This is a genomic window from Variovorax sp. P4_B11, assembly GCF_056402355.1.
Window position 1 is genome coordinate 92421 of record NZ_JBFUHO010000010.1, and the last position, 23076, is coordinate 115496.

Consider the following 23076-nt stretch of genomic DNA (forward strand, 5'->3'; position numbering starts at 1 on the left):
GATGGCGCGGCGCCCGCAAAGAGCCTACAAAGGAAGATTCGCGGGTCAGGCCGTTGCTGCGCTGGAGCAGCGCGGCGTGCGTTTCGCCGACTACGACCTGCCCGGCCTGAAGACGGTCGAGCATGTCTGCGTACTGGGCTCCGAGAAGGCGGCCTGGTTCGAGGATCCCGAAGGGAACATCCTGTGCCTGCACGAGGACCTGGCCTGAGCGCATGGGGGCCGAGCGGCGCCCGGCGCGCGCCGAATCGATGGCCTCAGTCTTCGGCGGTGATGTTCTGGATCTTCAGGCGATCGATCTCGGCATCGCTGTAGCCCACTTCCTGGAGCAGCGCGCGCGTGTGCTCGCCGAGCAGCGGCGGTTGCAGGCGGATGCCGGGGCGCTCGCCGCCGAGCGTGAAGGGCATCAACGGCACCTTCGACAGGCTGCCGTCGTTCATGCGCACCGGCGCCAGGCCGCCCGTGGCATTGAGGTGCGGGTCGTCGAACAGCTCCTGCGGCCGCGTGATCGGCGCGAAGGGCAGCTCGTTGTGCTCGAACACCGCGCTGAGCTCGGCCGCGCTGCGCTCGGCCAGGTGCGAGCGCAGCATCGGCATCATCCAGTCGCGCGCCAGCACGCGGTCGTTGTTGGTCTTCAGGCGCGGATCGGCCAGCAGCTCGTCCAGGCCGAAGGCCTTGCAGAAGACAGCCCACTGCTTGTCGCTGACCGCCGCCAGGAAGATCTGCTCGCCGTCCTTCACGGTGAAGACGTCGTACACGCCCCAGGCCGAGATCCGGCTCGGCATCGGGTCGGCGGCGCGGCCGGTGGCGGCGAACTGCATCATGTGCTGCGCCACCAGGAAGATGTTGTTCTCGAACAGCGCCGACTGCACCTCGCAGCCCTTGCCCGTGCGTTCGCGCTGGCGCAGCGCGGCCATCGCGCCGATGGCGCCGAACATGCCGCCCATGATGTCGTTGACGCTGGTGCCCGCGCGCAGCGGATCGCCGACGCGGCCGGTCATGTAGGCCAGGCCGCCCATCATCTGCACCACCTCGTCGAGCGCCGTGCGGTGGTCGTAGGGGCCGGGCAGGAAACCCTTGTGGCTGACGTAGATTAGCCGAGGATTGAGCTGTTGCAGGCTTTGGTAGTCCAGCCCGAGCTTCTTCATCGTGCCGGGCTTGAAGTTCTCGCTCACGATGTCGGCGCTGGCGATCAGGCGCAGCGCCGCCTCCACGCCCTCGGGCTTCTTGAGATCGAGCGCGATGCTTTTCTTGTTGCGGTTGAAGGTCGGGAAGAAGCCCGCGCCGGAGCCCAGCAGGCGCCGCGTGCTGTCGCCCTCGATCGGCTCGACCTTGATCACTTCGGCGCCGAGGTCGCCGAGCAGCATGCCGCAGGTCGGCCCCATCACCATGTGGGTGAACTCGATGACGCGGACGCCCGCGTAGGGCAGCGGGGTGGATTCAGGCATGTGCGCTTCCTTGCGTGAAGCCCTTGGGCAGGCCGGCTTCGGGCGTCATGCCGTAGACCGGTTCGCCCGGCAGGCCGGCGATCAGCGGCGCGCGGGCCGCGATGAGTTTCTGGAGGTCGATGCCGGTGCGCACGCCCATGGCCTCGAACATGAAGACCAGGTCTTCGGTCACGACATTGCCCGAGGCGCCGGGCGCATACGGACAGCCGCCCAGCCCGCCGAGCGACGCATCGAAGGTGCGAACGCCTTCCTCGTAGGCGGCCAGGCAGTTGGCGAGGCCGAGGCCGCGCGTGTTGTGCATGTGCGCGGCGCCGGCCTTGTCGCCGATCTCCGCACGCAGGCGGCGGAACAGGCGGCGCACCTGCGCCGGGTTGGCATAGCCCACCGTGTCCGAGAGGCCCGACTCGTCGGCGCCGGCAGCGACGCACTGGGCCGCGAGGCGGATGACTTCGTCTTCGGGCACCTCGCCCTGCAGGGTGCAGCCGAAGGCGGTGGAGATGCCGGCTTCGAGCTTGACGTGCGGCGCGATCTCGCGACGCAGTTCGGCGATGGCGCGAACCTCTTCGACCATCTCCTCGCGGGTCTTGCGCACGTTGACGAGCGAATGCGCAGCGCTGGCGGAAACGGGCAGGGTCAGCTTGTGGACGCCGGCGGCAAGCGCGGATTCCGCACCCTTGCGGTTGGGCACCAGCGCCAACACCGTGAGGCCGGGCAAGGTGATCGCATGGCGCACCACGTCGGCGGCATCGGCCATCTGGGGCAGCAGCCGCGCGGGCACGAAAGAGGCGACCTCGATCTCGCGAACGCCGGCCTGGTAGAGCGCATCGATCCAGCGGAGCTTGTCGGCCGTCGGCATGGTCGCCTTGACGGATTGCAGGCCGTCGCGCGGACCGACTTCGCTGATGAGGACATCGGGAGCTGTCACGGTTCTGCTTTCCTGACTTGCGTTTGACAGTTCTATCTTGCAGAACTACATTCTGCCAGACAGAATTAGACCGGCGACCACCCGTCCTGTCAAGAAAGCCCATGCCCCGCAAAGCCCAAACCGAATCGGTGTCCGACCTGAGCGCCGCGCCCGGCGGCGCCGCGGCGGTGGACCGTGCGCTGAGCCTGCTCTCGGCCTTCCGCCCGGGCGACGAGGCTCTCACGCTGGCGCAGTTCGCCGAGCGCACGCAGCTCTACAAGAGCACCGTGCTGCGCCTGCTGGCCTCGCTCGAGCACGCGCGGCTGATTCGCCGGCAGGACGACGGCCGCTACGCGCTCGGCACCGAAATCGCCCGCCTGCACGCGCTGTACGCGGCTTCGTTCTCGCTCGACGGCATCGTGCCGCCGGTGCTGCGCGATCTGGTCGCCGCCACCGGCGAGAGCGCGGCTTACCATGTGCGCCAGCCGCAGGGTGAAGGCTGGGTCCGCCTGTGCCTGTACCGGGTCGACTCGCCGCACCTGGTGCGCGACCACGTGCGCGCCGGCGACCTGCTGCCGGCCGACCGCGGCACCGGCGCCCGCGTCCTGATCGCCTTCGGTCCCGAGGCCGACAGGCCGCGCGGCGCCCGGGACCGCGCGCTCCTCGAAAGCATTCGCGAACAGGGCTACTGCGCGCTGGTCGGCGACCGCACGGCCGAACTCGCCGGCATCTCGGCCCCCGTGTTCCATGCGGATGGGCGACTGGCGGCCGCGTTGACGCTGACCATGCCGGCCCATCGCTACGACCCGCGGCACATCGAAGCGGTTCGGGCCGCCGCGCGACGGGTCAGTGGACAGGTCTGAACTGAGCCCCCACGCTCCCCCACTGCCCGTGGGTCGCTGCCCTCGGGGGGCGCGGGCGCTTTTCTTGCGATCACGGCGTACCCTTGCAGCAGCCCGCGACGCTGGCCTCTATTACCTTCATTTTTGTCACTGATCTAACCCGATTTCGGCTATTACTTGCTAGTCAGGTATCGAATACAGTCTCTGGACGCATCTCATCAAGGAGTACAGAACCATGACCGCCCGCACTTCCGTCCACGGCCTCCAGGTCGCCACCGAACTGCACCAGTTCATCGAACACAAGGTGCTGCCCGCCACCGGCGTCGCCAGCGAGGTCTTCTGGAAGGGCTTCGACGCCATCGTCAGCGAGTTCGCCCCCAAGAACGCGGCCCTGCTGGCCGAACGGGACCGGCTGCAACTCGAGATGGACCGCTGGCACAAGGCGCACCCGGGCCCGATCACCGACATGCCCGCCTACCGCGCCTTCCTCGAAGCCATCGGCTACCTGCTGCCGCAGCCGAAGGACGTGCAGACCACCACCGCCAACGTCGATGCCGAGCTCGCATTGCAGGCCGGCCCCCAACTGGTGGTGCCGATCCTGAACGCGCGCTATGCGCTCAACGCGGCCAACGCGCGCTGGGGCTCGCTGTACGACGCGCTCTACGGCACCGACGCGATCCCCGAGACCGGCGGCGCCGAAAAGGGCAAGGGCTACAACCCGGTGCGCGGCGCCAAGGTGATCGAGTTCGCGCGCCACGTGCTCGACCAGGCCGCGCCGCTCGACAACGGCTCGCACAAGAACGCCACCGGCTACAAGGTCGAGCACGGCGTGCTGGTGATCGCGCTGCAGAGCAGCAGCACCGGCCTCAAGAACCCGTCGCAGTTCGTCGGCTACACCGGCGACGCGGCGGCGCCGAAGTCGGTGCTGCTGAAGCACAACGGCATCCACATCGACATCCAGATCGACCGCTCGACCGCCATCGGCAAGAGCGACGCGGCCGGCGTCAGCGACGTGGTGCTCGAAGCCGCGCTGTCGACCATCCTCGACCTCGAGGATTCGGTGGCGGTGGTCGATGCGGCCGACAAGGTGCTGGCCTACGGCAACTGGCTCGGCATCCTGCAGGGCACGCTGACCGAGGAAGTCGCCAAGGGCGGCAAGACCTTCACGCGCGGCCTCAACCCCGACCGCGAATACACCGGCGCCGACGGCCAGCCCGTGAAGCTGCACGGCCGCTCGCTGATGTTCGTGCGCAATGTCGGCCACCTGATGACCAACCCGGCGATCCTGTATGCCGGCGGCGAGGAGATCCCCGAGGGCATCATGGACGCGGTCATCACGACCACCATCGCCACCGTCGACCTGAAGCGCAAGGGCAACTCGCGCACCGGCAGCGTCTACATCGTGAAGCCGAAGATGCACGGCCCGGCCGAAGTCGCTTTCGCGAGCGCGCTGTTCGCGAGCGTCGAGGAACTTCTGGGCCTGCCGGCCAACACCGTCAAGCTCGGCATCATGGACGAGGAGCGCCGCACCAGCGTCAACCTCAAGGCCTGCATCGCCGAGGCGGCCGCACGCGTGGCCTTCATCAACACCGGCTTCCTCGACCGCACCGGCGACGAGATGCACACCGCGATGCAGGCCGGCGCGATGCTGCGCAAGGGCGACATGAAGACCACGCCGTGGATCCAGGCCTACGAAAAGAACAACGTGCTGGTGGGCCTGTCGTGCGGCCTGCGCGGCAAGGCGCAGATCGGCAAGGGCATGTGGGCCATGCCCGACCTCATGCACGCGATGCTCGAGCAGAAGATCGTCCACCCGAAGGCCGGCGCCAACACCGCCTGGGTGCCCTCGCCGACGGCGGCCACGCTGCACGCGCTGCACTACCACCAGGTCAACGTCGCCGAGGTGCAGAAGCAGCTGGAGCAGATCGACGCCGACGCCGAGCGCGACAACATCCTCAGCGACCTGCTGAAGGTGCCGGTGGCGCCGAGCGTGAACTGGACCGCGGCCGAGCGCCAGCAGGAACTCGACAACAACGTGCAGGGCATCCTGGGCTACGTGGTGCGCTGGATCGACCAGGGCGTCGGCTGCTCGAAGGTGCCCGACATCCACAACATCGGCCTGATGGAAGACCGCGCGACCTTGCGCATCTCGAGCCAGCACATCGCCAACTGGCTGCTGCACGGCGTGGTGAGCAAGGAGCAGGTCAGCGCCACCTTCGAGCGCATGGCCGCGGTGGTCGACCAGCAGAACGCCAGCGACCCGCTCTACAAGAAGATGGCCGGCAGCTTCGCCACCTCGGCCGCGTACAAGGCGGCCCAGGACCTGGTGTTCTTGGGGCTCGAGCAGCCGAGCGGCTACACCGAGCCGCTGCTGCATGCCTGGCGGCTGAAGGTGAAGGCCGGCACGGCCTGAGGCGAACGTCGGCGCTGTCTAGCCGCGCAACAGGCCGGCGGCCCCCGAGGACTGGAAGGCGAAGCCCGGAAAGACCTCGGCCAGACGCCCGTCCGGCAGGCGCAGGTGCCGTTCGCCGATGGCCGCCAGCACCTGGCGGAAATCGGTGGTCACCGCCAGGTCGCGGCCGTCGTGCAGCGCACGATCCTCCAGGCCGGGCCAGCGCCCGTGCACCTTGCCGCCAGCCACCTTGCCGCCGAGCAGCCACAGCAAGTTGCCGTGTCCGTGGTCCGTGCCGCTGTTGCCGTTCTGGCGCACCGTGCGGCCGAACTCGGACATCACCACCACCATCGTGTCGGCCCAGACCGGGCCCAGGCGCGTGGCCAGCGCCGACAGCCCCTGCCCCAGCGGGCCGAGCCGGTTGGCGAGTTGGCCGGTCGCCGCGCCCTGATTGGCATGGGTGTCCCACCCGCCGAGGTCCATGAAGGCCAGCTGGACCCGCGCGTCGTTGCGCATGAGGATCGCGAGCCGGGCCGCGTTGTCGGGAAAGCCGTTGGGCAGCGGGGCCCCATTGCTGGCGGCCTGCATCTCGCGGTCCAGGTTGTCGGGGTTCAGCGATCGCATTACCTCCTGGTGCGACTGGCGCGATTCCCTGAAGGCGCGCGACAGCGCATCGTCGCCGCCATAGAGCTGGCCGAAGGCATCGGCGACCTGCGGACGATCGAGCAGCGTCGGCTTGCCGGCCGCAGCGCCCAGCGGGAGGTTCGCCACGGTGTTGCGCCCCGCGCAGATGCGCGGCAGTACCGGGCCCATGCTGACGGCCCGGGTGGCGGACGGGGCGCCCGTCGAATCGGCCGGCATCGCACCGAGGAGCCGGTTGAGCCAACCGTCGGCGGTCGACTTGCGGCCCGGCGTGCCGGACTCGATGTAGTCCTGTGCATCGAAGTGGGAGCGGGTCTCGTCGGGCGAACCGCAGGCCTGCACGAAACCGAGCTGGCCGGCCTGCCACAGGGGCATCAGGGGCGCCAGCGCCGGGTGCAGCCCGAAGCGGCCATCGAGGTCGAGCAGCCCGCCTTCGGCGCCCGGGCGCGCCAGGGCGATCGATGAACGGGCGGCGTAGTAGGCGTCGTCGGCATAGGGCGCGACCACGCTCAGCCCATCCACCGCGCCGCGCAGGAAGATCACCACCAGCCGCGGCGGCGCACCGGCGCGGCTCTCGCCCACCGCGGCGAAGGCCGAGGGGCCTGGAGGCAGCAGGACGGCACCGCCCTGCACGGCAAGTTTCAGCAGATCGCGACGCAGCATGGTGGCCTCCGGGAAATCAGCGGTGCATGAAATCGGGGCTGCCGAGCACCAGCGCCCCCCGCAGATCGGGCGTCGCCTCGGCAAGGGTGGCGCGGGTCTTTGGCGAGATGCCGCTGCCCAGCGTGGCGAGCAGGACTTCCGCATCGACCGGCGGCGTGGCTGCGGCCGGCAGCCGGCCCGATGCCAACGCCGTCGCGAAGCCGATGCGGCGGGTGATCGCATCCGGGTTGAGCCAGGCGTCCTGCGTGTTTTTGTAGCCGTCCGGCGTCTGGCAGCCGTAGAGCGGCATGCCGAGCTGGCGCAGCGTTCCGAGCAGGGGCCGCACATCGGTCAGAGGCAGGTCGGTGGCGCGCACGGTCGAGACCACATAGTCGTAGGGCGTCTTGAACTTCAGGCCGTGCACCTTGGGACTGCGGAACTCGGGGCTGTCGAACAGGGTCTTGAGCAGCGCGTGAATGTCGCCGCCGCTCGCCAGGTAGCGCTGCGCGAGCCGGTCGACGAGCGTCGCGGGCGGCTGGTCGGCGACGAAGTACTGCGCCAGCTGATAGCCGATGTGGCGCGCGGTGGCCGGGTGCATGGCCAGCAGGTCCAGCGCCTGCTCGCCTTCGGCCTGGCCCTGGTCGCCGATCCGCTGCCCGAGCCAGAACTTGTCGCCGCGGTCGTGCCGGCGCGCATCGAACACGAAGACCGAGGCGCCGCTGGTCAACCGCGGCGCGAAGGTCCACCCGGTCAGCACCCGGGCCAGCTCGGTCACGTCCTGCTGGCTGTAGCCGCCATCGACGCCCAGCGTGTGCAGCTCCATGAGCTCGCGGGCGTAGTTCTCGTTCAGGCCGCTGGCCTTGGCGGCCGGGCCGGCACCGCGGGGCGGCTGCGAGCCTGCGGCCACGGACTGCCAGTTGTCCAGGTAGAACAGCATCGCCGGGTGGTGGGCCGTGGCCCCCAGCAGGTCGCGGAACCGGCCCATCGCGTAGGGCCGGATCGCCTCGCGCTCGTAGTTGCCGACCAGCACCCGGTCCAGGCCCTTGCCGACGAAGACGTTGAAGTGGTTGAACCAGAAGTCGACCATGCGCTCCTCGAGCTGGCGCGGACTGCGCGCGGCACGCCACAGACGCGCCTGGCCCGACTCGATGTCGAGCTGCCGGAGGGACTCGCGCCGCGCCGCCCTGGCCTCGTCGCCGCCGTCCTTGACCGCCTGCGCCGCCTCGCGGTACTGCGTGATCAGCTCGCGCTGCGACGCCGCGGCCGTCGGCAGATTGTCGAGCTGCCGCGCCAGATCGGCCGGCAGCGGCAGGCGCTCGGGGTGCAACTGCTCGTCGATGTAGCGATCGATGCCCATCTGCCGCACATGCGCCAGGTCGCCGGGCGCCGGGCCGTAGCCGAGGCGATTCAGCACATGGAGGGCGTCGGCCTCCGAGGCGGACTGCGCTCGCACAGGCAGCACGGCGAAGGCCGCGCAGGCCAGGGCCCAGGCGAGGACGCGAGCTTTCATGGGCAACTCCTGCAACGGTGGTGGCCGACGGGCGACCCCTCCACAACGCCGCGCCGGTGGACTCGGCCGACCCTGCCCGGTAAAGATCAGCGCACCGGCGGCGTCAGCCGGCGGGCGCCGGCCGGGCGCGCGCCAGGGTCCGCCCGACCTCGGCCGGGTCCATGCCGTACATCTCGGCGAACTCCACCACCGTGCGGCCGCTGGCCTCGAAGGCACGCAGCAAGGCCTCGCGCTTGGCGGTGCGGGCACCGACTTCGACGAAGGCCTCGTCGAGCACGGCGTTGGTGACTTCGTCCTGCGTGCGCACGGCCAGCACATAGTCCTCGCGCGACAGGCCCGAGGCCTCGATGGCCTCGACCAGGCGCGCGCGCAGCTTCGGCCGCAGGTCTTCCGCGCTGCGCGCCTGGCGGCGCTTGAAGACTTCGAGGATCGCGTGGTGCACGTGCTCCGGGGCCACGGGCTCGACCGGCACGCCATTCAGGTCGTGGCGCTGCTCGCCGGCGGCCACCGCATCGAGGTAGCGGGTCGAGCGCGCATGCAGGCCGAGTGCGATCTTGAGGTCTTCCTTCTTGAAGGCGTCGGGGTGCAGGGCCAGCAGCTCCTGGTAGACGCCGAGCTTGAGCGGCCGGAAGCGGGCCCCGAACATCTTCGGATAGAGCTCGAACAAGCGCTCCAGCACCGCGATGGCCTTGCGCGGCGCGCGCTGGCCGCCCTTGGCCTCGGGCGCGGCCTTCGGCGTGGCGTCGGGCTTGGCCTCGGGCCGGGGCTTGCGCCGCCCGCGGCGGCCTTCCCTGGTGGCGGCGGGTGCGGCGGGTGCGTCAGGCGCGGCGGGGGCCTCGGGGGCCGCGGGGGCGGAAACGGTCTCTGTCGTCGGGGTCATCGGAATCTTGGTCAGCGAAGCGGGGGGGCGCGGAAGCCCCGGAATGGCACCTACTGTAATCGTGTCGCGCCATGAGGTCCCGAGGGCCTCAGGACGGCCGTCGGGCGGCCTCGGCCTCGGCCCGCAGCCAGCGCACGAAATCCTGCGCATCGGGGTTGGCCGCCGCACGGCGCGAGCTGTCGACGAAATAGCCACGGCGCGAGGCCGCGCCTTCGCCGAAGGGCGACACCAGCTGGCCGCTGCGCACCAGCGCGCCCACCAGCGGCAGCCGGCCGATCACCACGCCCTGGCCCGCCACCGCCGCGGCGACGGCGTCCGTGTAGAGCGTGAAGCGCAGCGTGTTCTTCATGCGCAGGTCGTTCAGGCCCATGACCTGCAGCCAGGGCTCCCAGTCGACGGTCGGCGTGCCGGCGTGATCGGGCTCGTCGATCGTGAGCAGGGTCTGGCCCAGCAGGTCGGCCGGTTCGTGCAGCCGCGCCGCGATCTCCGGCGCGCACAGCGGCATGACGGTTTCCTCGAACAGCGCCACCCCGGTGCCGCGCGCGATAGGCACGAAGCGCACCGCGACGTCGACCCGGCTGCGCTCGAGATCGAGCACGTCGAGCGTGGCCGACACACGCACGTCGACCTCGGGATGATCGGCCGTGAAACGCGCCAGCCGCGGGATCAGCCAGAACGAGGCGAAGCCCGGCGTGGTCGTGACCGCCACATGGCGTGGCAGCGGTGCGCTGCGCACGCGCGCCGTGGCATCGCGCAGCCGCTCCAGGCTCTCGACCACCGCGCGCTGCAGCACGCCGCCGGCCTCGGTCAGCGCCAGCGCCCGGTGGCGGCGCTCGAACAACAGCACGCCGAGCGCGGCCTCGAGTTGCTGGATCTGCCGGCTCACCGCCGACTGGGTCAGGGACAGCTCGGCCGCGGCCTGCGTGAAGCTCAGGCTGCGGGCCGCGGCCTCGAAGCTGCGCAACAACTCGAGCGGCGGCAGGTCGGCCGTCGATGCAGGGCTTTTCACATTCTCAATACGCATGCAACGAGTTCCGAAAGACCGTATGACATAGTGGACTCTGCTCACTATATTCATTCCCACAGCGAATGCAAAGGAGCTCTCCATGACCCCCCGTACCCAGCGCCTGAGCCTCAGCCTGCCGAAGACGGCCGTCTTCACCCTGCCCGATGCCCACGAGGTCGACATCGAATGCACCCGCGGCGCGCTCTGGATCACGCTCGACCACGACCGGCGCGACATCGTGCTCGAGCCCGGCGAGCGCTTCCGCAGCGACTCGCACCGCCGCGCGCTGGTGGCGGCGCTCGAACCGTCCTGCGTGCGCTTCAGTGCCGCCGCGCTCTCGGTCGCCGCCCGGCCAGCGCCGCCCGAGCGGTCGCCTTGGCGACTGTGGCCCCACGGGATGACCCCGGCTTGACCCGGCGGCCCGGGCGTTGAACCATCGACGCTCCGGGCCAGGAAAGGCGCATCCCGTCGCCGTCGTGAACCGACGGCCTGACGCCGTCCGCTCCGGGCCCCGTTTCTCGGATGAAGGACACACCATGGCAGAGGCATACATCGTGGCCACCGCGCGCACCGCGGGCGGCCGTCGCGGCGGCAGGCTGGCGGGCTGGCACCCGGTCGACCTGGCGGCGCAGGTCATCGACGCGCTGGTGGCGCGCAGCGGCATCGACCCGGCGGCGGTGGAGGACGTGATCCTCGGCTGCGTGAGCCAGGTCGGCGAGCAGGCCACCAACGTGGCGCGCAACGCGGTGCTGGCCTCGAAACTGCCCGAATCGGTGCCCGGCACCTCGGTCGACCGCCAGTGCGGCTCGTCGCAGCAGGCGCTGCACTTCGCGGCCCAGGCCGTGATGTCGGGCAGCATGGACGCGGTGATCGCGGCCGGCGTCGAGAGCATGACGCGGGTGCCGATGTTCACGCCCAACGCGCTGCCGGCCAAGGCCGGCCTCGGCACCTACATGAGCCCGGCGATGCAGCGGCGTTACCCCGGCGTCGAGTTCAGCCAGTTCACCGGCGCCGAGATGATCGCGAAGAACTACGGGCTCACCAAGGACATGCTCGACCGCTACGCCTTCGAGAGCCACCAGCGCGCGATCGCGGCCAGCCGTGAGGGACTGTTCGCCGACGAGATCTTGGCCGTAGAGGTGCGCCTGGCCGATGGCTCGGCCGGCGGCGAGATGCACACGGTCGACGAGGGCATCCGCTTCGAGGCCACGCTGGAAGGCATCGCCGGGGTCAAGCTGATCGCCGAGGGCGGCCGCTGCACCGCCGCCACCGCGAGCCAGATCTGCGACGGCGCCAGCGGCGTGCTGGTGGTCAACGAGCGCGGCCTGAAGGCCCTGGGCGTGAAGCCGCTGGCCCGCATCCACCACATGAGCGTGCTGGGCCACGACCCGGTGATCATGCTGGAGGCGCCGATCCCGGCCACCGCGCGCGCCTTGGCGAAGGCCGGCCTGAAGATCGAAGACATCGACCTCTACGAGGTCAACGAGGCCTTCGCGCCGGTGCCGCTGGCCTGGCTGCAGACGCTCGGCGCCGACCCGGCGAAGCTCAACGTCAACGGCGGCGCGATCGCGCTCGGCCATCCGCTCGGCGCCTCGGGCACCAAGCTGATGACCACGCTGGTGAATGCGCTCGGCCGGCGCGGCAAGCGCTATGGCCTTCAGACCATGTGCGAAGGTGGGGGCATGGCCAACGTGACGATCGTGGAGCGGCTCTGACATGAGCACGGTTCTCTACGAACTGAACGACGGCATCGCGACCCTCACGCTGAACCTGCCGGCCAAACTCAACCCGATCGCGCTCGACCTGCAGCAGGAACTGCGCGAGTGTTTCGCTCGCGTTCGAGGCGACAGCCAGGTACGCGCGGTGCTTCTCACCGGCGCCGGCAAGGCCTTCTGCGTCGGCGCCGACCTGAGCGCGATGCGCGCGCCCGAGGAAGGCAAGACGCTCGGCGACCAGACTGCCGACTGGATGCAATCGATGAGCAACCCGTTGATCGAGGAACTGCGCGCGCTGCCGGTGCCGGTGGTCTGCGCGGTCAACGGGCCTGCCGCCGGTGCCGGCGTCGGCCTGGCGCTGGCCTGCGACATCGTGGTGGCGGCGCGCAGCGCGTATTTCTACCTTCCCTTCCTGCCCAAGCTGGGCATCGTGCCCGACCTCGGCTGCACCTGGTTCATCCCGCGCCGGGTCGGCCCCGCGCGCGCGATGGGCATGGCGCTGCTCGATGAGAAGCTCGGCGCCGAGACCGCGGCGCAGTGGGGCCTGATCTGGGCCGCGCTCGACGACGGCGCGCTGGGGCCCGAGGCCCTCAAGATCGCCCAGCGCCTGGCGTGCCTGCCTGCGCATGCAGTGCAGGAGGCGCGCCGCGCCATCGCGCAGTCGGAGCGGCACACGCTGCCCGAGCAACTGCACTATGAAAGCGAACGCCAGCGCGAGCTGATCGAGCAGCCGAGCTTCGCCGAGGGCGTGGCGGCCTTCCTGCAAAAGCGCGCTCCGGTCTTCCCGCCACGCTGAACGCTGCATTCCCATGATCGAACGCACCCTCTTCGGCCCCGACCACGAGGCCTTCCGCGACAGCTTCCGCCGCTTCATGGACAAGGAGATCGCCCCTTTCCACGAGGCCTGGGAGGAACAGGGCTATGTCGCCCGCGAGGTCTGGAACAAGGCCGGCGCCAACGGCTTCCTCTGCATGTCGCTGCCCGAGGAATATGGCGGCTCGGGCGCCGACCTGCTCTATTCGGTGATCCAGTTCGAGGAGCTGTGGGCCCGCGGCTTCACCGGCATCGGCTGGGGGCTGCACAGCGAGATCGTGGCGCCCTACATCCTGCGCTACGGCACCGAAGAACAGAAGAAGCACTACCTGCCGAAGCTCGCGAGCGGCGAGATGATCGGCGCCATCGCGATGAGCGAGCCGGCCGCCGGCAGCGACCTGCAGGCAGTGCGCAGCACGGCGCTGAAGCAGCCCGACGGCAGCTATCTGCTGAACGGCAGCAAGACCTTCATCACCAACGGCTGGCACGCCGACCTGGTGATCGTGGTCGCCAAGACCGATCCGGCCGGCGGTGCCAAGGGCACCAGCCTGTTCCTGGTCGAGCGCGGCATGCCGGGCTTCGAGAAGGGCAAGCGGCTGAAGAAGCTGGGCCTGAAGGCGCAGGACACCTCCGAGCTGTTCTTCGACGGCGTGCGGCTGCCGGCCGAGGCGCTGCTGGGCGGCGCGGCACAGGAGAACCGCGGCTTCGTCTGCCTGATGGAGCAGCTGCCCTGGGAACGGCTGCAGATCGCGATCAGCGCGGTGGCCGCCTCGCAGGCCGCGATCGACCACACCGTGGCCTACGTGAAGGAACGCCAGGTCTTCGGCCAGCCGGTGGGCGCCTACCAGAACACCCGCTACACGCTGGCCGAACTGCAGACCGAGGTGCAGGTGGCGCAGGTCTTCGTCGACAAGTGCATCGAACTGTTGATGCTGGAGAAGCTCGACACCGCGACCGCCAGCATGGCCAAGTACTGGACCAGCGACCTGCAGTGCAAGGTGATGGACGAATGCGTGCAGCTGCATGGCGGCTACGGCTACATGTGGGAGTACCCGGTGACCCGGGCCTACGCCGATGCGCGGGTGCAGCGGATCTACGGCGGCACCAACGAGATCATGAAAGAGGTGATCACGCGCGCGATGGGGCTGCCGGGGCGCTGAGCCACTGAAGATCGCACTGGCAGGCGGACGGGGGCTGCAGGACAATGCGCCCCATGCCCACCCTCAACGCCTTCTACGCCCAGTCCGGCGGCGTCACCTCGGTCATCAACGCCTCGGCCTGCGGCGTGATCGAGACGGCGCGCCGGCACCCCGACCGCATAGGCAGCGTCTACGCCGGCCGCAACGGGATCCTCGGCGCCCTGACCGAGGACCTGATCGACACCGGCCGCGAATCGGCCGAGGCGATCGCGGCGCTGCGCACCACGCCCGCCGGCGCCTTCGGGTCGTGCCGCTACAAGCTCAAGTCTTCGACCACGAACCGGCGCGAGTACGAGCGCCTGATCGAGGTCTTCAAGGCCCACGACATCGGCTATTTCTTCTACAACGGCGGCGGCGATTCGGCCGACACCTGCTTCAAGATGAGCCAGCTGTCGCAGTCGCTGGGCTATCCGCTGCAGGCCATCCATGTGCCGAAGACCATCGACAACGACCTGCCGTTGACCGACTGCTGCCCGGGCTTCGGCTCGGTCGCCAAGTACGTCGCGGTGTCGACGCTGGAGGCCTCGCTCGACGTCCGCTCGATGGCCGCGACTTCGACCAAGGTGTTCGTGATCGAGGTCATGGGACGCCATGCCGGATGGATCGCCGCGGCCGGCGGGCTGGTCGAGGCGCACGGCATTCCGGTCGTGATCCTGTTCCCCGAGATTCCGTTCGACCAGGCCGTCTTCCTGGCGCGCGTGGACGCCATGGTGAAGCATCACGGCTACTGCACCGTGGTGGTCTCCGAAGGCTGCCATCACGCCGATGGCACTTTCCTGGCCGAGCAGGGCAGCAAGGATGCCTTCGGCCACGCGCAGCTCGGCGGCGCGGCACCGGTGGTGGCGCAGATGATCAAGGACGCGCTGGGCCACAAGTTCCACTGGGCGGTGGCCGACTACCTGCAGCGCGCGGCGCGGCACATCGCCTCGGCCACCGACGTGCGGCAGGCCTATGAGCTCGGCCAGCGCGCGGTCGAACTGGCGCTCGAAGGCCGCAACGCCGTGATGCCGACCATCGAACGCAGCTCCGACCAGCCCTATGCCTACCGCATCGGCACGGCGCCGCTCGACGCGGTCGCCAACGCCGAGAAGTTCATGCCGCGCGACTTCATCTCGGGCGACGGCTACGGCATCACCGAGAAATGCCGGCGCTACCTGCTGCCGCTGATCCAGGGCGAGGACTATCCGTCCTACCGCGACGGCCTTCCGGTCTACGTGTCGCTCGACAACGTCGCGGTGGCGAAGAAGCTGGCGCCCTTCGAGCTCGCGGGATGAACGCAGTGGCCCGCCCCGATCCGTCGCGCTGTCCCTTGTGCGGCGAGTCGAATCGCTGCGCGATCGAGATCGAGCGCGAGACCGGCCAGGTCCAGCCGCCGTGCTGGTGCAGGGAGGTCGGCTTCAGCGAGGCCCTGCTGGCCCGCGTGCCGGACGCACAGCGCCGCCTGGCGTGCATCTGCGCGCGCTGCGCCGCCCGGGAAGCGCTTCAGGACTGAGCCGCCACCGGTTCTTCCTTGGCCGCCATCGCCGGCATGCCGCCGCGCTCGCGCTGCTCGGTGATCACCTGGTGGAACGGTCGGCCCAGTCGGCCGGCGGCCCGTTGTCGCAACACCCGATTCTGGCCGCCGACACTTCGCGCTGGAGCGGTGCAAACGCCGATATCCTTGCAGGACGGCCCGGCGCGGGCGACTCCCACTCCTGATGAACAATCCTCCCCCGCAGTCCCTGAGCAGCCGCTACGGCGAACGCTATCGCTGGCTCCTGCTCGTTTCGGTCATGGTCGGTGTGATGGCGTCGATCATGTCGTCGACCATCGTCAACGTCGCCATTCCCGGCATGAGCCATCATTTCTCGCTCGGCCAGGAACGCGCCCAGTGGGTCAGCTCGGGCTTCATGGTGGCGATGACCGTGTCGATGCTGACCACGCCCTGGCTGCTTTCGCGCTACGGCTACCGGCGGACCTACGTCGGCACCATGGTGCTGCTGATGGCGGGCGGGTTGGCTGGCGGGCTGGCCACCGACTTCACGCTGGTGCTGATCGCGCGCGTGGCCGAGGGGCTGGCGGCGGGCGTGGTGCAGCCGATCCCGGCCATCATCATCCTGCGCGCCTTCCAGCCCCAGGAGCAGGGCCGCGCCAGCGGGATCTTCGGCATGGGCGTGGTGCTGGCGCCGGCCATCGGGCCCAGCATCGGCGGCGTGCTGGTCGACCTGTTCGGCTGGCGCTCGATCTTCTTCATGGTGGTGCCCTTCTGCCTGGCGTCGATCTGGCTGGCTTACAAATTCGTGCCGACCACCGCGCCGGGCGGCGTGGTCGCGGCACGCAGCGACGGCCTCGACTGGCGCGGACTCGGCCTCGGCACCCTCGGCACCCTGTGCCTGCTGAACGGCCTGGTCGCCCTGCGCGGTGACTCGGCGCTGCACGCCACGCTGCTGCTGGCCGGCGCGGGAACCGCCTTCGGCGCCTTCGTCGCCTGGCAGAAGCGCCTGGCCGCCAGGGGCGGCGCTCCGCTGATGAACCTGGCGCTGTTCCAGTACCGGCAGTTCGCGATGGGCAGCGTGGTCGCCTTCATCTACGGCACCGCACTGTTCGGCTCGACCTACCTGCTGCCGGTCTACATGCAGGTCGGGCTGCAGCTGTCGGCCTCGCACGTCGGCACCATCCTGCTGCCGGCCGGCATCGTGCTCGCCCTGACCATCGCCGGCGTCGGCCGGCTGGCCGACCGGCAGCCGACCTACCTGCTGGTGGGCATCGGCCTGGTGCTGCTGGCCGCGTCCTTCGCGCTGATGGTGGTGCTCCGCCTGGACAGCCCGCTGTGGCTGCTGGTGGCCTTCGCGATCATCGGGCGCATCGGCCTGGGCTTCATCCTGCCTTCGCTCAACCTGGGCTCGATGCGGCCGCTGGCCAAGCCGCTGATCCCGCAGGGCGCCAGCGCCATCAACTTCCTGCGCATGCTGGGCGGCGCCGCGGGCGTGAGCCTGTGCGCGATCGTGCTCGAATGGCGGCTCGCGGCGCACGGTGACTCGCTCGCCAATCCGGCCACCAGCCCGGCGCGGCTGGCCGCCTTCGACGAGGTGTTCATGCTGCTGGCGGGGCTCTGCGCGCTGGCCATCGTCGCGGCCTGGCAGTTGCGGGTGAAGGCCGCGCCGCCGAAGAGTTGAATCCGCTTCGGTTCTAATAACCGCCATGTGCCAGCTGCTCGGAATGAACTGCAACACGCCGACCGACGTGACCTTCAGCTTCACGGGTTTCGCCCAGCGCGGCGGCCGCACCGATCACCATGCCGACGGCTGGGGCATCGCCTTCTTCGAGGACCGCGGCCTGCGGCATTTCGTCGACCACCAGCCGGCCTGCGAGTCGCCGGTGGCCGAGCTGATCCGCCGCTATCCGATCCAGAGCCGCAACGTCATCGCCCACATCCGCAAGGCGACGCAGGGCGCGGTGAACCTGCAGAACTGCCATCCGTTCGTGCGCGAGCTGTGGGGCCGCTACTGGGTGTTCGCCCACAACGGCGACCTGAAGGATTTCCGGCCGCGGCTGCACGGCAATTTCCACCCGGTGGGCAGCACCGACAGCGAGCACGCCTTCTGCTGGATCATGCAGGAGCTGGCCAAGTCGCATGCCGACGTGCCGAGCATCGACGAACTGACGCTCACATTGCGCGAGCTGGCACCGCGGCTGGCGGCGCACGGCACCTTCAACTTCATGCTGTCGAACGGCCAGGCCCTGTGGGCCCACGCCTCGACCCACCTCTGGTACGTCGAGCGCCGGCATCCCTTCCTGACCGCCGAGCTGTCGGACGAGGACCTGAGCATCGACTTCGCCCAGCACACCACGCCGAATGATCGCGTGGCCGTGGTGGTGACCGCGCCGCTGACGACCAATGAGACGTGGACGGCGTTCGCACCCCGGGAACTGGCGGTGTTCGTGGACGGGCAGCGGCGCGGATAGCGCCTGCGCAGCGGGCAAGATTCGCGGTCTGACCGCCAATGCCGCTCCCGCCAGCCGAGTCAGTTGGCCTGGGGAAAGGCCTGACGCCACACGTCGGAACTTCACCGCCAGCGGCCCGTCAAACTCCTTTCGACGTGCGCCTTCTGGTCGCGCGCAAGCGCATCGGGATGCACGAAGGCGCCCGGCTCTGTCGGTTGCAAGGAGAGCGCGCATGGAAAAGATGCTTCACCTGCTCGAGACATTCACCGCCCGCGGAAGCGATGGACAGACCTACCGTGTCCAGGCCTATGAACACCTCGCCCGTCTCGACGCGGTTCCCGACACGCAAGGACAATGGGAGCCGACGGGGCTCACCGAATACAAGCTGGCGGATGGTCGGCATATCGGCGTCGACAAGGATGGCTTGATGACATTGGCCGGCACGGGGATGAGGCTGAAACGCGCCCCTTCCCCGCAGGACTGAGAGTGACGCCCGCGCGAGCGGGAGTTGTGGTGGATTCCTCGGGCGCTGCTCGGCCGTCTTGTTCGAACGCCTCGAGGCCCGACGCTGGTAAGCCCAACCCGAGGAGAGGACCATGCCGACCGAGAAAAAGCGCCCGATCGCCCAGTTCGAACCCGGCTCCTACCGGGTGAATCCGCCCAAGAATGCGAAGGAGGTGATCGCCCTCGTACGGGAGCACGGAATCCAGATCGTCGACCTCAAGTTCACCGATCTGCCGGGACTGTGGCAGCACTTCTCGATCGGGCTGCCGGAACTCAACGACGCGTTGTTCGATGACGGCATCGGGTTCGACGGCTCCTCGATCCGCGGTTTCCAGGAGATCCACGAGTCGGACATGCTGCTGCAGCCGGACCCGACCACCGTATTCATCGATCCGATGTGCGAGACCCCGACGCTTTCGATGACCTGCAACGTGATCGACCCGGTCCAGAAGGGGCCCTACTCGCGCGATCCGCGTTTCGTGGCCCGCAAGGCCGAGCGTCACTTGAAGGACACCGGGGTCGCGCAGACCTGCTACTTCGGCCCGGAGCTCGAGTTCTTCATCTTCGACTCGATCCGGTTCGAGCAGAACACGCATTGCGGCTACTACTACGTCGATTCGGTCGAGGGCGCATGGAACTCGGGCCGGGACGAAGGCGCGTTCGGAGGCGGGAACCTCGGGTACAAGCCGCGCTACAAGGAAGGCTATTTCCCGGTGCCCCCGCACGACACGCTGCAGGACATCCGCTCGGAGATCGTGCTGGGGCTGATGAACGCGGGTGTGCAGGTCGAGATCCACCACCACGAGGTGTCGACCGCGGGCCAGAACGAGATCGACATGAAGTTCGCGCCGCTCGTGCGGATGGCCGACAACGTGATGGTCTACAAATACTTCGTCAAGAACATCGCGCGCCGGCACGGCAAGGTGGCCACGTTCATGCCGAAGCCGCTCTTCGCCGACAACGCGAGCGGCATGCACTGCCACCAGAGCCTGTGGAACGAGAAGCGCAATCTCTTCTACGACGCCAAGGGTTGGGCGCTGACCTCCGAGCTGTGCCGCTGGTACATCGGCGGGCTGCTCAAGCATGCGCACGCGCTGATGGCGTTCTGTGCGCCGACCACCAACTCCTACCGGCGGCTCGTACCGGGCTACGAGGCGCCGGTGAACCTGGTGATGTCGCAGCGAAATCGCTCGGCCGCGGCGCGCATTCCGATGTATTCGGACTCGCCGAACGCAAGGCGCGTCGAGTTCCGTTGTCCGGACCCGACCGCGAATGCCTACCTCGCGTTCGCGGCGATGCTCATGGCGGGCCTCGACGGGGTCGCCAACAAGATCGACCCGGGGCCGCCGCTCGACAAGAACATCTACGAGCTACCTCCTGAGGAGGCAAAGAGCATCGCGAAGGTGCCTGGATCGCTTGACGAGTCACTGCGCGCGCTGGAGAAGGATCACGACTTCTTGATGCGCGGAGACGTGTTCACAAAGGACGTCATCGAGACTTGGCTCGAACTCAAGTGGAAACACGACGTCGATCCCGTGCGGTTGCGCCCGCACCCGTGGGAGTTCTATCTCTACTTCGATGCCTGAGACCCGGCAGGTCGTGGTGCTTCGCCTGTTGAGCGCAAGCTCGACGCAGCCGCAGGCTCTTCCCCTCAACCCGGAATATTCGGCTCGACCAACTGGGCCAGCGCGAGAAGCGACTCCTGCCAGCCCAGGTAGCACATTTCTGTAGGAATCACATCGGGGATGCCTTCCTGCACGACGGCCAATTCGGTGCCGCAGGACACGGGGGTCAGCGTCACGGTGGTCTTCATGGTGCCCGGCAGGTTGGGGTCGTCGAAGGTCGCATCGTATGCAATGCGCTGGCCGGGGACAAGTTCCAGGTACTTCCCACCGAACGAGTGGCTGTGGCCGGTACCAAAGTTGGTGAAGGACATGCGCCAGGCGCCCCCGACCACGGGCTCCATGCGATGGACTTGGCCGGTAAACCCGAATGGTGGCAGCCAGCGCTCAAAAGCGCTGGGTTCGACGAAGGCACGGTAGAGCCGGTCCGGTGTGGTGCGCAGCACGCGGTGCAGACGGACGGTGTTGGTAGCCATGGTTGCGTTCTCCTGAAGTGCAGAGGATGACCCTCGACTGATACGTCGAATGAGCCTGCGGAAAATCGACACCGAACGAGTCAGAACTCAAGAATGGGCCGCGGGCAGCGCGTCGCAGACGACGACGCCGGCCGGATTGCCGCCGACCTCCCCGTCGGAGAACGCGGCGATGCGCTCGACCTTCACGACTTCACATGCGCTTCCAGCGCATCGATGAACATCGCCGGCACGTCGAAGCCGGTCTGCTCGGTGATCTCCTGGAAGCAGGTCGGGCTGGTGACGTTGATCTCGGTCAGCGAGCCGCCGATGACGTCGAGGCCGATCAGCAGCAGGCCGCGCTGGCTCAGCACCGGGCCGATCGTCTCGGCGATGCGGCGGTCGTCGTCGGTCAGCGGCTGGGCCACGCCCTTGCCGCCGGCCGCGAGGTTGCCGCGCACCTCGGTGCCCTGCGGGATGCGCGCCAGGCTGTAGGGCACGGCGCGGCCGCCGATCACGAGCACCCGTTTGTCGCCTTCCGAGATCTGCGGCACGAAGCGCTGCACCATGATCGTCTCGGCGCCGTTCTTGTTGAGCGTCTCGATGATCGAGCCGAGGTTCAGCGCATCGGCCTTGACGCGGAAGATGCCCATGCCGCCCATGCCGTCGAGCGGCTTCAGGATGATGTCCTGGTGCTCGGCGTGGAAGGCGCGCACCGACGCCGCATCGCGCGTCACCAGCGTCGGCGTGGTGAACTCGGCGAACTCCATGATCGCCAGCTTCTCCGGGTGGTCGCGCAGCGCCCGCGGCTTGTTGACCACGCGGGCGCCCTCGCGCTCGGCCTGCTCGAGCAGGTGGGTGGCGTAGATGTACTCGGCGTCGAAGGGCGGGTCCTTGCGCATCAGCACGACGTCGTAGCCCTTGAGCGGCCGCTCCTCGGCCGGCTCCTCGCGGTACCAGTCGTCGGGGTCGCCGGTCAGCACGATCGCGCGCGCCTTCGCGGTCACCAGCCCGCCGCGCCGCCAGCCCAGGTGGCGCGGTTCGCAGACCGACAGCGTGTGGCCGCGCCGCTGGGCCTCGCGCATCATCGAGAAGGTGGTGTCCTTGTAGATCTTGAAATGATCCAGGGGGTCGGCAACGAAGAGAATGTGCATGTCAGGAGGTCTTTCCGGCAGTCGGAGCCGTTGCCGTTGAGGGGGATGTCGCGGCCGGCCCCGAGGTGCCCGATCGCTCGTCGAGCCGGATCTTGCAGGCAGACGCGATGTCCGTGCCGGCGTGGGGTTTGCGGCCGAACTGCTGGATCGCCAGGGCCAGGGCACCGGCCACCACGCCCCAGAAGGCAGAGCCGATGCCCGCCAGCGTGACGCCCGAGAGCGTGACCAGGAAGGTGATCAGCGCCGCCTCGCGGTGCGGCTCGTCGCGCACCGCCGCGGCCAGCCCGCCGCCGATGGTGCCGAGCAGCGCCAGGCCGGCGATGGTCGCGACCAGTTCCTTCGGGAAGGCGGTCAGGAGCCCCGTGACGGCGGCGCCGAACAGGCCGATCACGACGTAGATCGCGCCGCAGCTTACCGCCGCGGTGTAGCGCCGCGCCGGGTCCTCGTGCGCCTCGCGCCCCATGCAGATCGCGGCCGTGATGGCGCTGAGATTCAGCGCGAAGGCCCCGAAGGGCGCCAGCACCAATGTGAAAAGGCCGCTGATCGTGATCAGCTTCGACACCGGCAGCTCGTAGCCCGCGGCGCGGATCGCGGCCACGCCCGGCAGGTTCTGCGACGCCATGGTGACGACGAACAGCGGCAGCGCGAGGCTGACCACCGCCTGCCAGCTGAAGACCGGCATCGTGAACACCGGCAGCGCGAGGCTGAAATGCACCGCGCTCCACGCCAGCTCGCCGCGCGCCGCGGCGAAGGCGATACCGACCCCCAGGGTCAGCGGCACCGCATAGCGCGGCAGCAGCCGCTTGCCCGCAAGGTAGGCGCCGAGCATCAGCAGCACCAGCGGCAGCGCGGTCTGGGCGGCGACGAAGGCCTGCAGCCCGAAGCGCGCCAGCACGCCGGCCAGCAACGCCGAGGCCAGCGCCATCGGGATCCTGTTCATCACCCGCTCGAACCAGCCGGTGGCGCCGGCCAGGGCCATCAGCAGCGCGCAGACAATGAAGGCGCCGACCGCTTCGTTCATGCTGAAGCCGGCGCCGGCGACCGCCAGCACCGCGGCGCCGGGCGTGCTCCAGGCGATCATCACGGGCTTGCGCCACCACAGAGAAGGCAGCGCCGAGGCCAGGCCCATGCCCAGGCCCAGCGCCCACATCCAGGAGGAGATCATCTCGGGCGTGGCGCCGAAGGCCTGTGCGGCCTGGAACACGATCGCCACGGAACTCGTGAAGCCGACCAGCACGGCGACGAAGCCGGCGGTAAAGGCCGACAGGCTCAGGTCCTTGAAAAAACGCATAGATATTGTTGCTCGCCCCCAGGCTGCGCGCACTCCGTGTCGCTTCGCCCACCCCCTACCGGGGGCAACACCGGCGGCCCGGCGAAGCCGGTTCCGCGGTGTTTCCCGAACGGGCCGGGCTGCGCCGGCCAGGCCGTGG

The 23076-nt window shown here is 69.1% G+C and carries 22 protein-coding genes and 1 pseudogene; 13 read left to right on the forward strand and 10 right to left on the reverse strand.

The features are described 5' to 3' along the window. Positions 1 to 61 precede the first annotated feature (61 nt). Positions 62 to 208: pseudogene (locus tag AC1DYD_RS12455) on the forward strand (VOC family protein); the annotation flags it as partial. Positions 209 to 254: 46 nt separating this feature from the next. Here the strand turns inward: AC1DYD_RS12455 and AC1DYD_RS12460 are convergent. Together AC1DYD_RS12460 and AC1DYD_RS12465 are read right to left on the reverse strand one after the other, a co-directional pair. Beyond that, the gene (locus tag AC1DYD_RS12460; RefSeq protein ID WP_478173046.1) at positions 255 to 1445 is read right to left on the reverse strand and encodes a CaiB/BaiF CoA transferase family protein; all 1191 of its coding nucleotides are present in this window, start codon (positions 1443 to 1445) and stop codon (positions 255 to 257) included. Then, positions 1438 to 2370: a hydroxymethylglutaryl-CoA lyase gene (locus tag AC1DYD_RS12465; RefSeq protein WP_478173047.1), complete on the reverse strand. Its 933-nt coding sequence runs from the start codon at positions 2368 to 2370 to the stop codon at positions 1438 to 1440. Before AC1DYD_RS12465 ends, AC1DYD_RS12460 begins: the two co-directional genes overlap by 8 nt. A gap of 101 nt (positions 2371 to 2471) precedes the next feature. Between AC1DYD_RS12465 and AC1DYD_RS12470 the strand changes: the two genes are divergently transcribed. Both AC1DYD_RS12470 and AC1DYD_RS12475 read left to right on the forward strand, forming a co-directional pair. Next, positions 2472 to 3212: an IclR family transcriptional regulator gene (locus tag AC1DYD_RS12470; protein WP_478173048.1), complete on the forward strand. Its 741-nt coding sequence runs from the start codon at positions 2472 to 2474 to the stop codon at positions 3210 to 3212. Between the two features lie 214 nt (positions 3213 to 3426). Continuing rightward, positions 3427 to 5604, forward strand: a complete 2178-nt coding sequence (locus AC1DYD_RS12475; protein WP_478173049.1) for a malate synthase G — start codon at positions 3427 to 3429, stop codon at positions 5602 to 5604. 18 nt (positions 5605 to 5622) lie between these two features. On the opposite strand, the gene AC1DYD_RS12480 is transcribed toward AC1DYD_RS12475, so the two are convergent. The 4 genes from AC1DYD_RS12480 to AC1DYD_RS12495 form a co-directional block, all read right to left on the reverse strand. Further along, positions 5623 to 6888, reverse strand: a complete 1266-nt coding sequence (locus tag AC1DYD_RS12480) for a DUF1501 domain-containing protein (protein ID WP_478173050.1) — start codon at positions 6886 to 6888, stop codon at positions 5623 to 5625. 16 nt (positions 6889 to 6904) lie between these two features. Beyond that, complete coding sequence (locus AC1DYD_RS12485; RefSeq protein ID WP_478173051.1) at positions 6905 to 8377, reverse strand: DUF1800 domain-containing protein; 1473 nt, start codon at positions 8375 to 8377, stop codon at positions 6905 to 6907. A gap of 103 nt (positions 8378 to 8480) precedes the next feature. After that, positions 8481 to 9257: a ProQ/FINO family protein gene (locus AC1DYD_RS12490; RefSeq protein ID WP_478173052.1), complete on the reverse strand. Its 777-nt coding sequence runs from the start codon at positions 9255 to 9257 to the stop codon at positions 8481 to 8483. A gap of 88 nt (positions 9258 to 9345) precedes the next feature. After that, positions 9346 to 10281 (reverse strand): LysR substrate-binding domain-containing protein, encoded by a 936-nt coding sequence (locus AC1DYD_RS12495; protein ID WP_478173053.1) that lies wholly within the window; start codon positions 10279 to 10281, stop codon positions 9346 to 9348. Positions 10282 to 10363: 82 nt separating this feature from the next. On the opposite strand from AC1DYD_RS12495, the gene AC1DYD_RS12500 reads away from it, so the two are divergent. The 6 genes from AC1DYD_RS12500 (at position 10364) to AC1DYD_RS12525 (ending at position 15482) form a co-directional block, all read left to right on the forward strand. Continuing rightward, a complete protein-coding gene (locus AC1DYD_RS12500) occupies positions 10364 to 10675 on the forward strand; it encodes a DUF2917 domain-containing protein (protein ID WP_478173054.1) in 312 nt (103 codons plus the stop codon). A 124-nt stretch (positions 10676 to 10799) separates the two neighbouring features. After that, complete coding sequence (locus tag AC1DYD_RS12505; protein WP_478173055.1) at positions 10800 to 11978, forward strand: acetyl-CoA C-acetyltransferase; 1179 nt, start codon at positions 10800 to 10802, stop codon at positions 11976 to 11978. A 1-nt stretch (position 11979) separates the two neighbouring features. Next, the gene (locus AC1DYD_RS12510; protein ID WP_478173056.1) at positions 11980 to 12774 is read left to right on the forward strand and encodes an enoyl-CoA hydratase-related protein; all 795 of its coding nucleotides are present in this window, start codon (positions 11980 to 11982) and stop codon (positions 12772 to 12774) included. A gap of 13 nt (positions 12775 to 12787) precedes the next feature. After that, complete coding sequence (locus AC1DYD_RS12515; protein ID WP_478173057.1) at positions 12788 to 13951, forward strand: acyl-CoA dehydrogenase family protein; 1164 nt, start codon at positions 12788 to 12790, stop codon at positions 13949 to 13951. A gap of 53 nt (positions 13952 to 14004) precedes the next feature. Then, positions 14005 to 15264 (forward strand): 6-phosphofructokinase, encoded by a 1260-nt coding sequence (locus tag AC1DYD_RS12520; RefSeq protein ID WP_478173058.1) that lies wholly within the window; start codon positions 14005 to 14007, stop codon positions 15262 to 15264. Further along, a complete protein-coding gene (locus AC1DYD_RS12525) occupies positions 15261 to 15482 on the forward strand; it encodes a cysteine-rich CWC family protein (protein WP_478173059.1) in 222 nt (73 codons plus the stop codon). Before AC1DYD_RS12520 ends, AC1DYD_RS12525 begins: the two co-directional genes overlap by 4 nt. On the opposite strand, the gene AC1DYD_RS12530 is transcribed toward AC1DYD_RS12525, so the two are convergent. Beyond that, positions 15473 to 15595 carry a hypothetical protein gene (locus tag AC1DYD_RS12530; protein WP_478173060.1) on the reverse strand — a complete coding sequence of 41 codons (123 nt, stop codon included), beginning with the start codon at positions 15593 to 15595 and terminating at the stop codon, positions 15473 to 15475. The genes AC1DYD_RS12525 and AC1DYD_RS12530 overlap by 10 nt on opposite strands. Before the next feature lie 92 nt (positions 15596 to 15687). Between AC1DYD_RS12530 and AC1DYD_RS12535 the strand changes: the two genes are divergently transcribed. The 4 genes from AC1DYD_RS12535 (at position 15688) to glnA (ending at position 20004) form a co-directional block, all read left to right on the forward strand. Continuing rightward, positions 15688 to 17145, forward strand: coding sequence for an MFS transporter (locus AC1DYD_RS12535; protein ID WP_478173061.1), 1458 nt, complete (start codon positions 15688 to 15690; stop codon positions 17143 to 17145). 25 nt (positions 17146 to 17170) lie between these two features. Further along, positions 17171 to 17935 (forward strand): class II glutamine amidotransferase, encoded by a 765-nt coding sequence (locus tag AC1DYD_RS12540; RefSeq protein ID WP_478173062.1) that lies wholly within the window; start codon positions 17171 to 17173, stop codon positions 17933 to 17935. 211 nt (positions 17936 to 18146) lie between these two features. Beyond that, positions 18147 to 18398, forward strand: coding sequence for a hypothetical protein (locus AC1DYD_RS12545; RefSeq protein WP_478173063.1), 252 nt, complete (start codon positions 18147 to 18149; stop codon positions 18396 to 18398). 112 nt (positions 18399 to 18510) lie between these two features. Next, positions 18511 to 20004, forward strand: a complete 1494-nt coding sequence (glnA, locus tag AC1DYD_RS12550) for a type I glutamate--ammonia ligase (protein WP_478173064.1) — start codon at positions 18511 to 18513, stop codon at positions 20002 to 20004. 65 nt (positions 20005 to 20069) lie between these two features. Here the strand turns inward: glnA and AC1DYD_RS12555 are convergent, their stop codons facing one another. The 3 genes from AC1DYD_RS12555 to AC1DYD_RS12565 form a co-directional block, all read right to left on the reverse strand. Continuing rightward, a complete protein-coding gene (locus tag AC1DYD_RS12555) occupies positions 20070 to 20516 on the reverse strand; it encodes an SRPBCC family protein (RefSeq protein WP_478173065.1) in 447 nt (148 codons plus the stop codon). A gap of 182 nt (positions 20517 to 20698) precedes the next feature. Then, positions 20699 to 21646 carry a glutathione synthase gene (gene gshB / locus AC1DYD_RS12560; RefSeq protein ID WP_478173066.1) on the reverse strand — a complete coding sequence of 316 codons (948 nt, stop codon included), beginning with the start codon at positions 21644 to 21646 and terminating at the stop codon, positions 20699 to 20701. Position 21647: 1 nt separating this feature from the next. Then, positions 21648 to 22937 carry a benzoate/H(+) symporter BenE family transporter gene (locus tag AC1DYD_RS12565; RefSeq protein WP_478173067.1) on the reverse strand — a complete coding sequence of 430 codons (1290 nt, stop codon included), beginning with the start codon at positions 22935 to 22937 and terminating at the stop codon, positions 21648 to 21650. Positions 22938 to 23076: the final 139 nt, after the last annotated feature.

Excerpts from the sequence above, each read along its gene's own strand:
- AC1DYD_RS12485 (WP_478173051.1), bottom strand. The coding sequence starts at position 8,377 with ATGAAAGCTCGCGTCCTCGCCTGGGCCCTGGCCTGCGCGGCCTTCGCC.
- AC1DYD_RS12545 (WP_478173063.1), top strand. The coding sequence starts at position 18,147 with ATGGAAAAGATGCTTCACCTGCTCGAGACATTCACCGCCCGCGGAAGC.
- AC1DYD_RS12475 (WP_478173049.1), top strand. The coding sequence starts at position 3,427 with ATGACCGCCCGCACTTCCGTCCACGGCCTCCAGGTCGCCACCGAACTG.
- AC1DYD_RS12470 (WP_478173048.1), top strand. The coding sequence starts at position 2,472 with ATGCCCCGCAAAGCCCAAACCGAATCGGTGTCCGACCTGAGCGCCGCG.
- AC1DYD_RS12525 (WP_478173059.1), top strand. The coding sequence starts at position 15,261 with ATGAACGCAGTGGCCCGCCCCGATCCGTCGCGCTGTCCCTTGTGCGGC.
- AC1DYD_RS12520 (WP_478173058.1), top strand. The coding sequence starts at position 14,005 with ATGCCCACCCTCAACGCCTTCTACGCCCAGTCCGGCGGCGTCACCTCG.
- glnA (WP_478173064.1), top strand. The coding sequence starts at position 18,511 with ATGCCGACCGAGAAAAAGCGCCCGATCGCCCAGTTCGAACCCGGCTCC.
- AC1DYD_RS12535 (WP_478173061.1), top strand. The coding sequence starts at position 15,688 with ATGAACAATCCTCCCCCGCAGTCCCTGAGCAGCCGCTACGGCGAACGC.
- AC1DYD_RS12510 (WP_478173056.1), top strand. The coding sequence starts at position 11,980 with ATGAGCACGGTTCTCTACGAACTGAACGACGGCATCGCGACCCTCACG.
- AC1DYD_RS12490 (WP_478173052.1), bottom strand. The coding sequence starts at position 9,257 with ATGACCCCGACGACAGAGACCGTTTCCGCCCCCGCGGCCCCCGAGGCC.
- AC1DYD_RS12540 (WP_478173062.1), top strand. The coding sequence starts at position 17,171 with ATGTGCCAGCTGCTCGGAATGAACTGCAACACGCCGACCGACGTGACC.
- AC1DYD_RS12460 (WP_478173046.1), bottom strand. The coding sequence starts at position 1,445 with ATGCCTGAATCCACCCCGCTGCCCTACGCGGGCGTCCGCGTCATCGAG.
- AC1DYD_RS12500 (WP_478173054.1), top strand. The coding sequence starts at position 10,364 with ATGACCCCCCGTACCCAGCGCCTGAGCCTCAGCCTGCCGAAGACGGCC.
- AC1DYD_RS12495 (WP_478173053.1), bottom strand. The coding sequence starts at position 10,281 with ATGCGTATTGAGAATGTGAAAAGCCCTGCATCGACGGCCGACCTGCCG.
- AC1DYD_RS12555 (WP_478173065.1), bottom strand. The coding sequence starts at position 20,516 with ATGGCTACCAACACCGTCCGTCTGCACCGCGTGCTGCGCACCACACCG.
- AC1DYD_RS12565 (WP_478173067.1), bottom strand. The coding sequence starts at position 22,937 with ATGCGTTTTTTCAAGGACCTGAGCCTGTCGGCCTTTACCGCCGGCTTC.
- AC1DYD_RS12505 (WP_478173055.1), top strand. The coding sequence starts at position 10,800 with ATGGCAGAGGCATACATCGTGGCCACCGCGCGCACCGCGGGCGGCCGT.
- gshB (WP_478173066.1), bottom strand. The coding sequence starts at position 21,646 with ATGCACATTCTCTTCGTTGCCGACCCCCTGGATCATTTCAAGATCTAC.
- AC1DYD_RS12480 (WP_478173050.1), bottom strand. The coding sequence starts at position 6,888 with ATGCTGCGTCGCGATCTGCTGAAACTTGCCGTGCAGGGCGGTGCCGTC.
- AC1DYD_RS12515 (WP_478173057.1), top strand. The coding sequence starts at position 12,788 with ATGATCGAACGCACCCTCTTCGGCCCCGACCACGAGGCCTTCCGCGAC.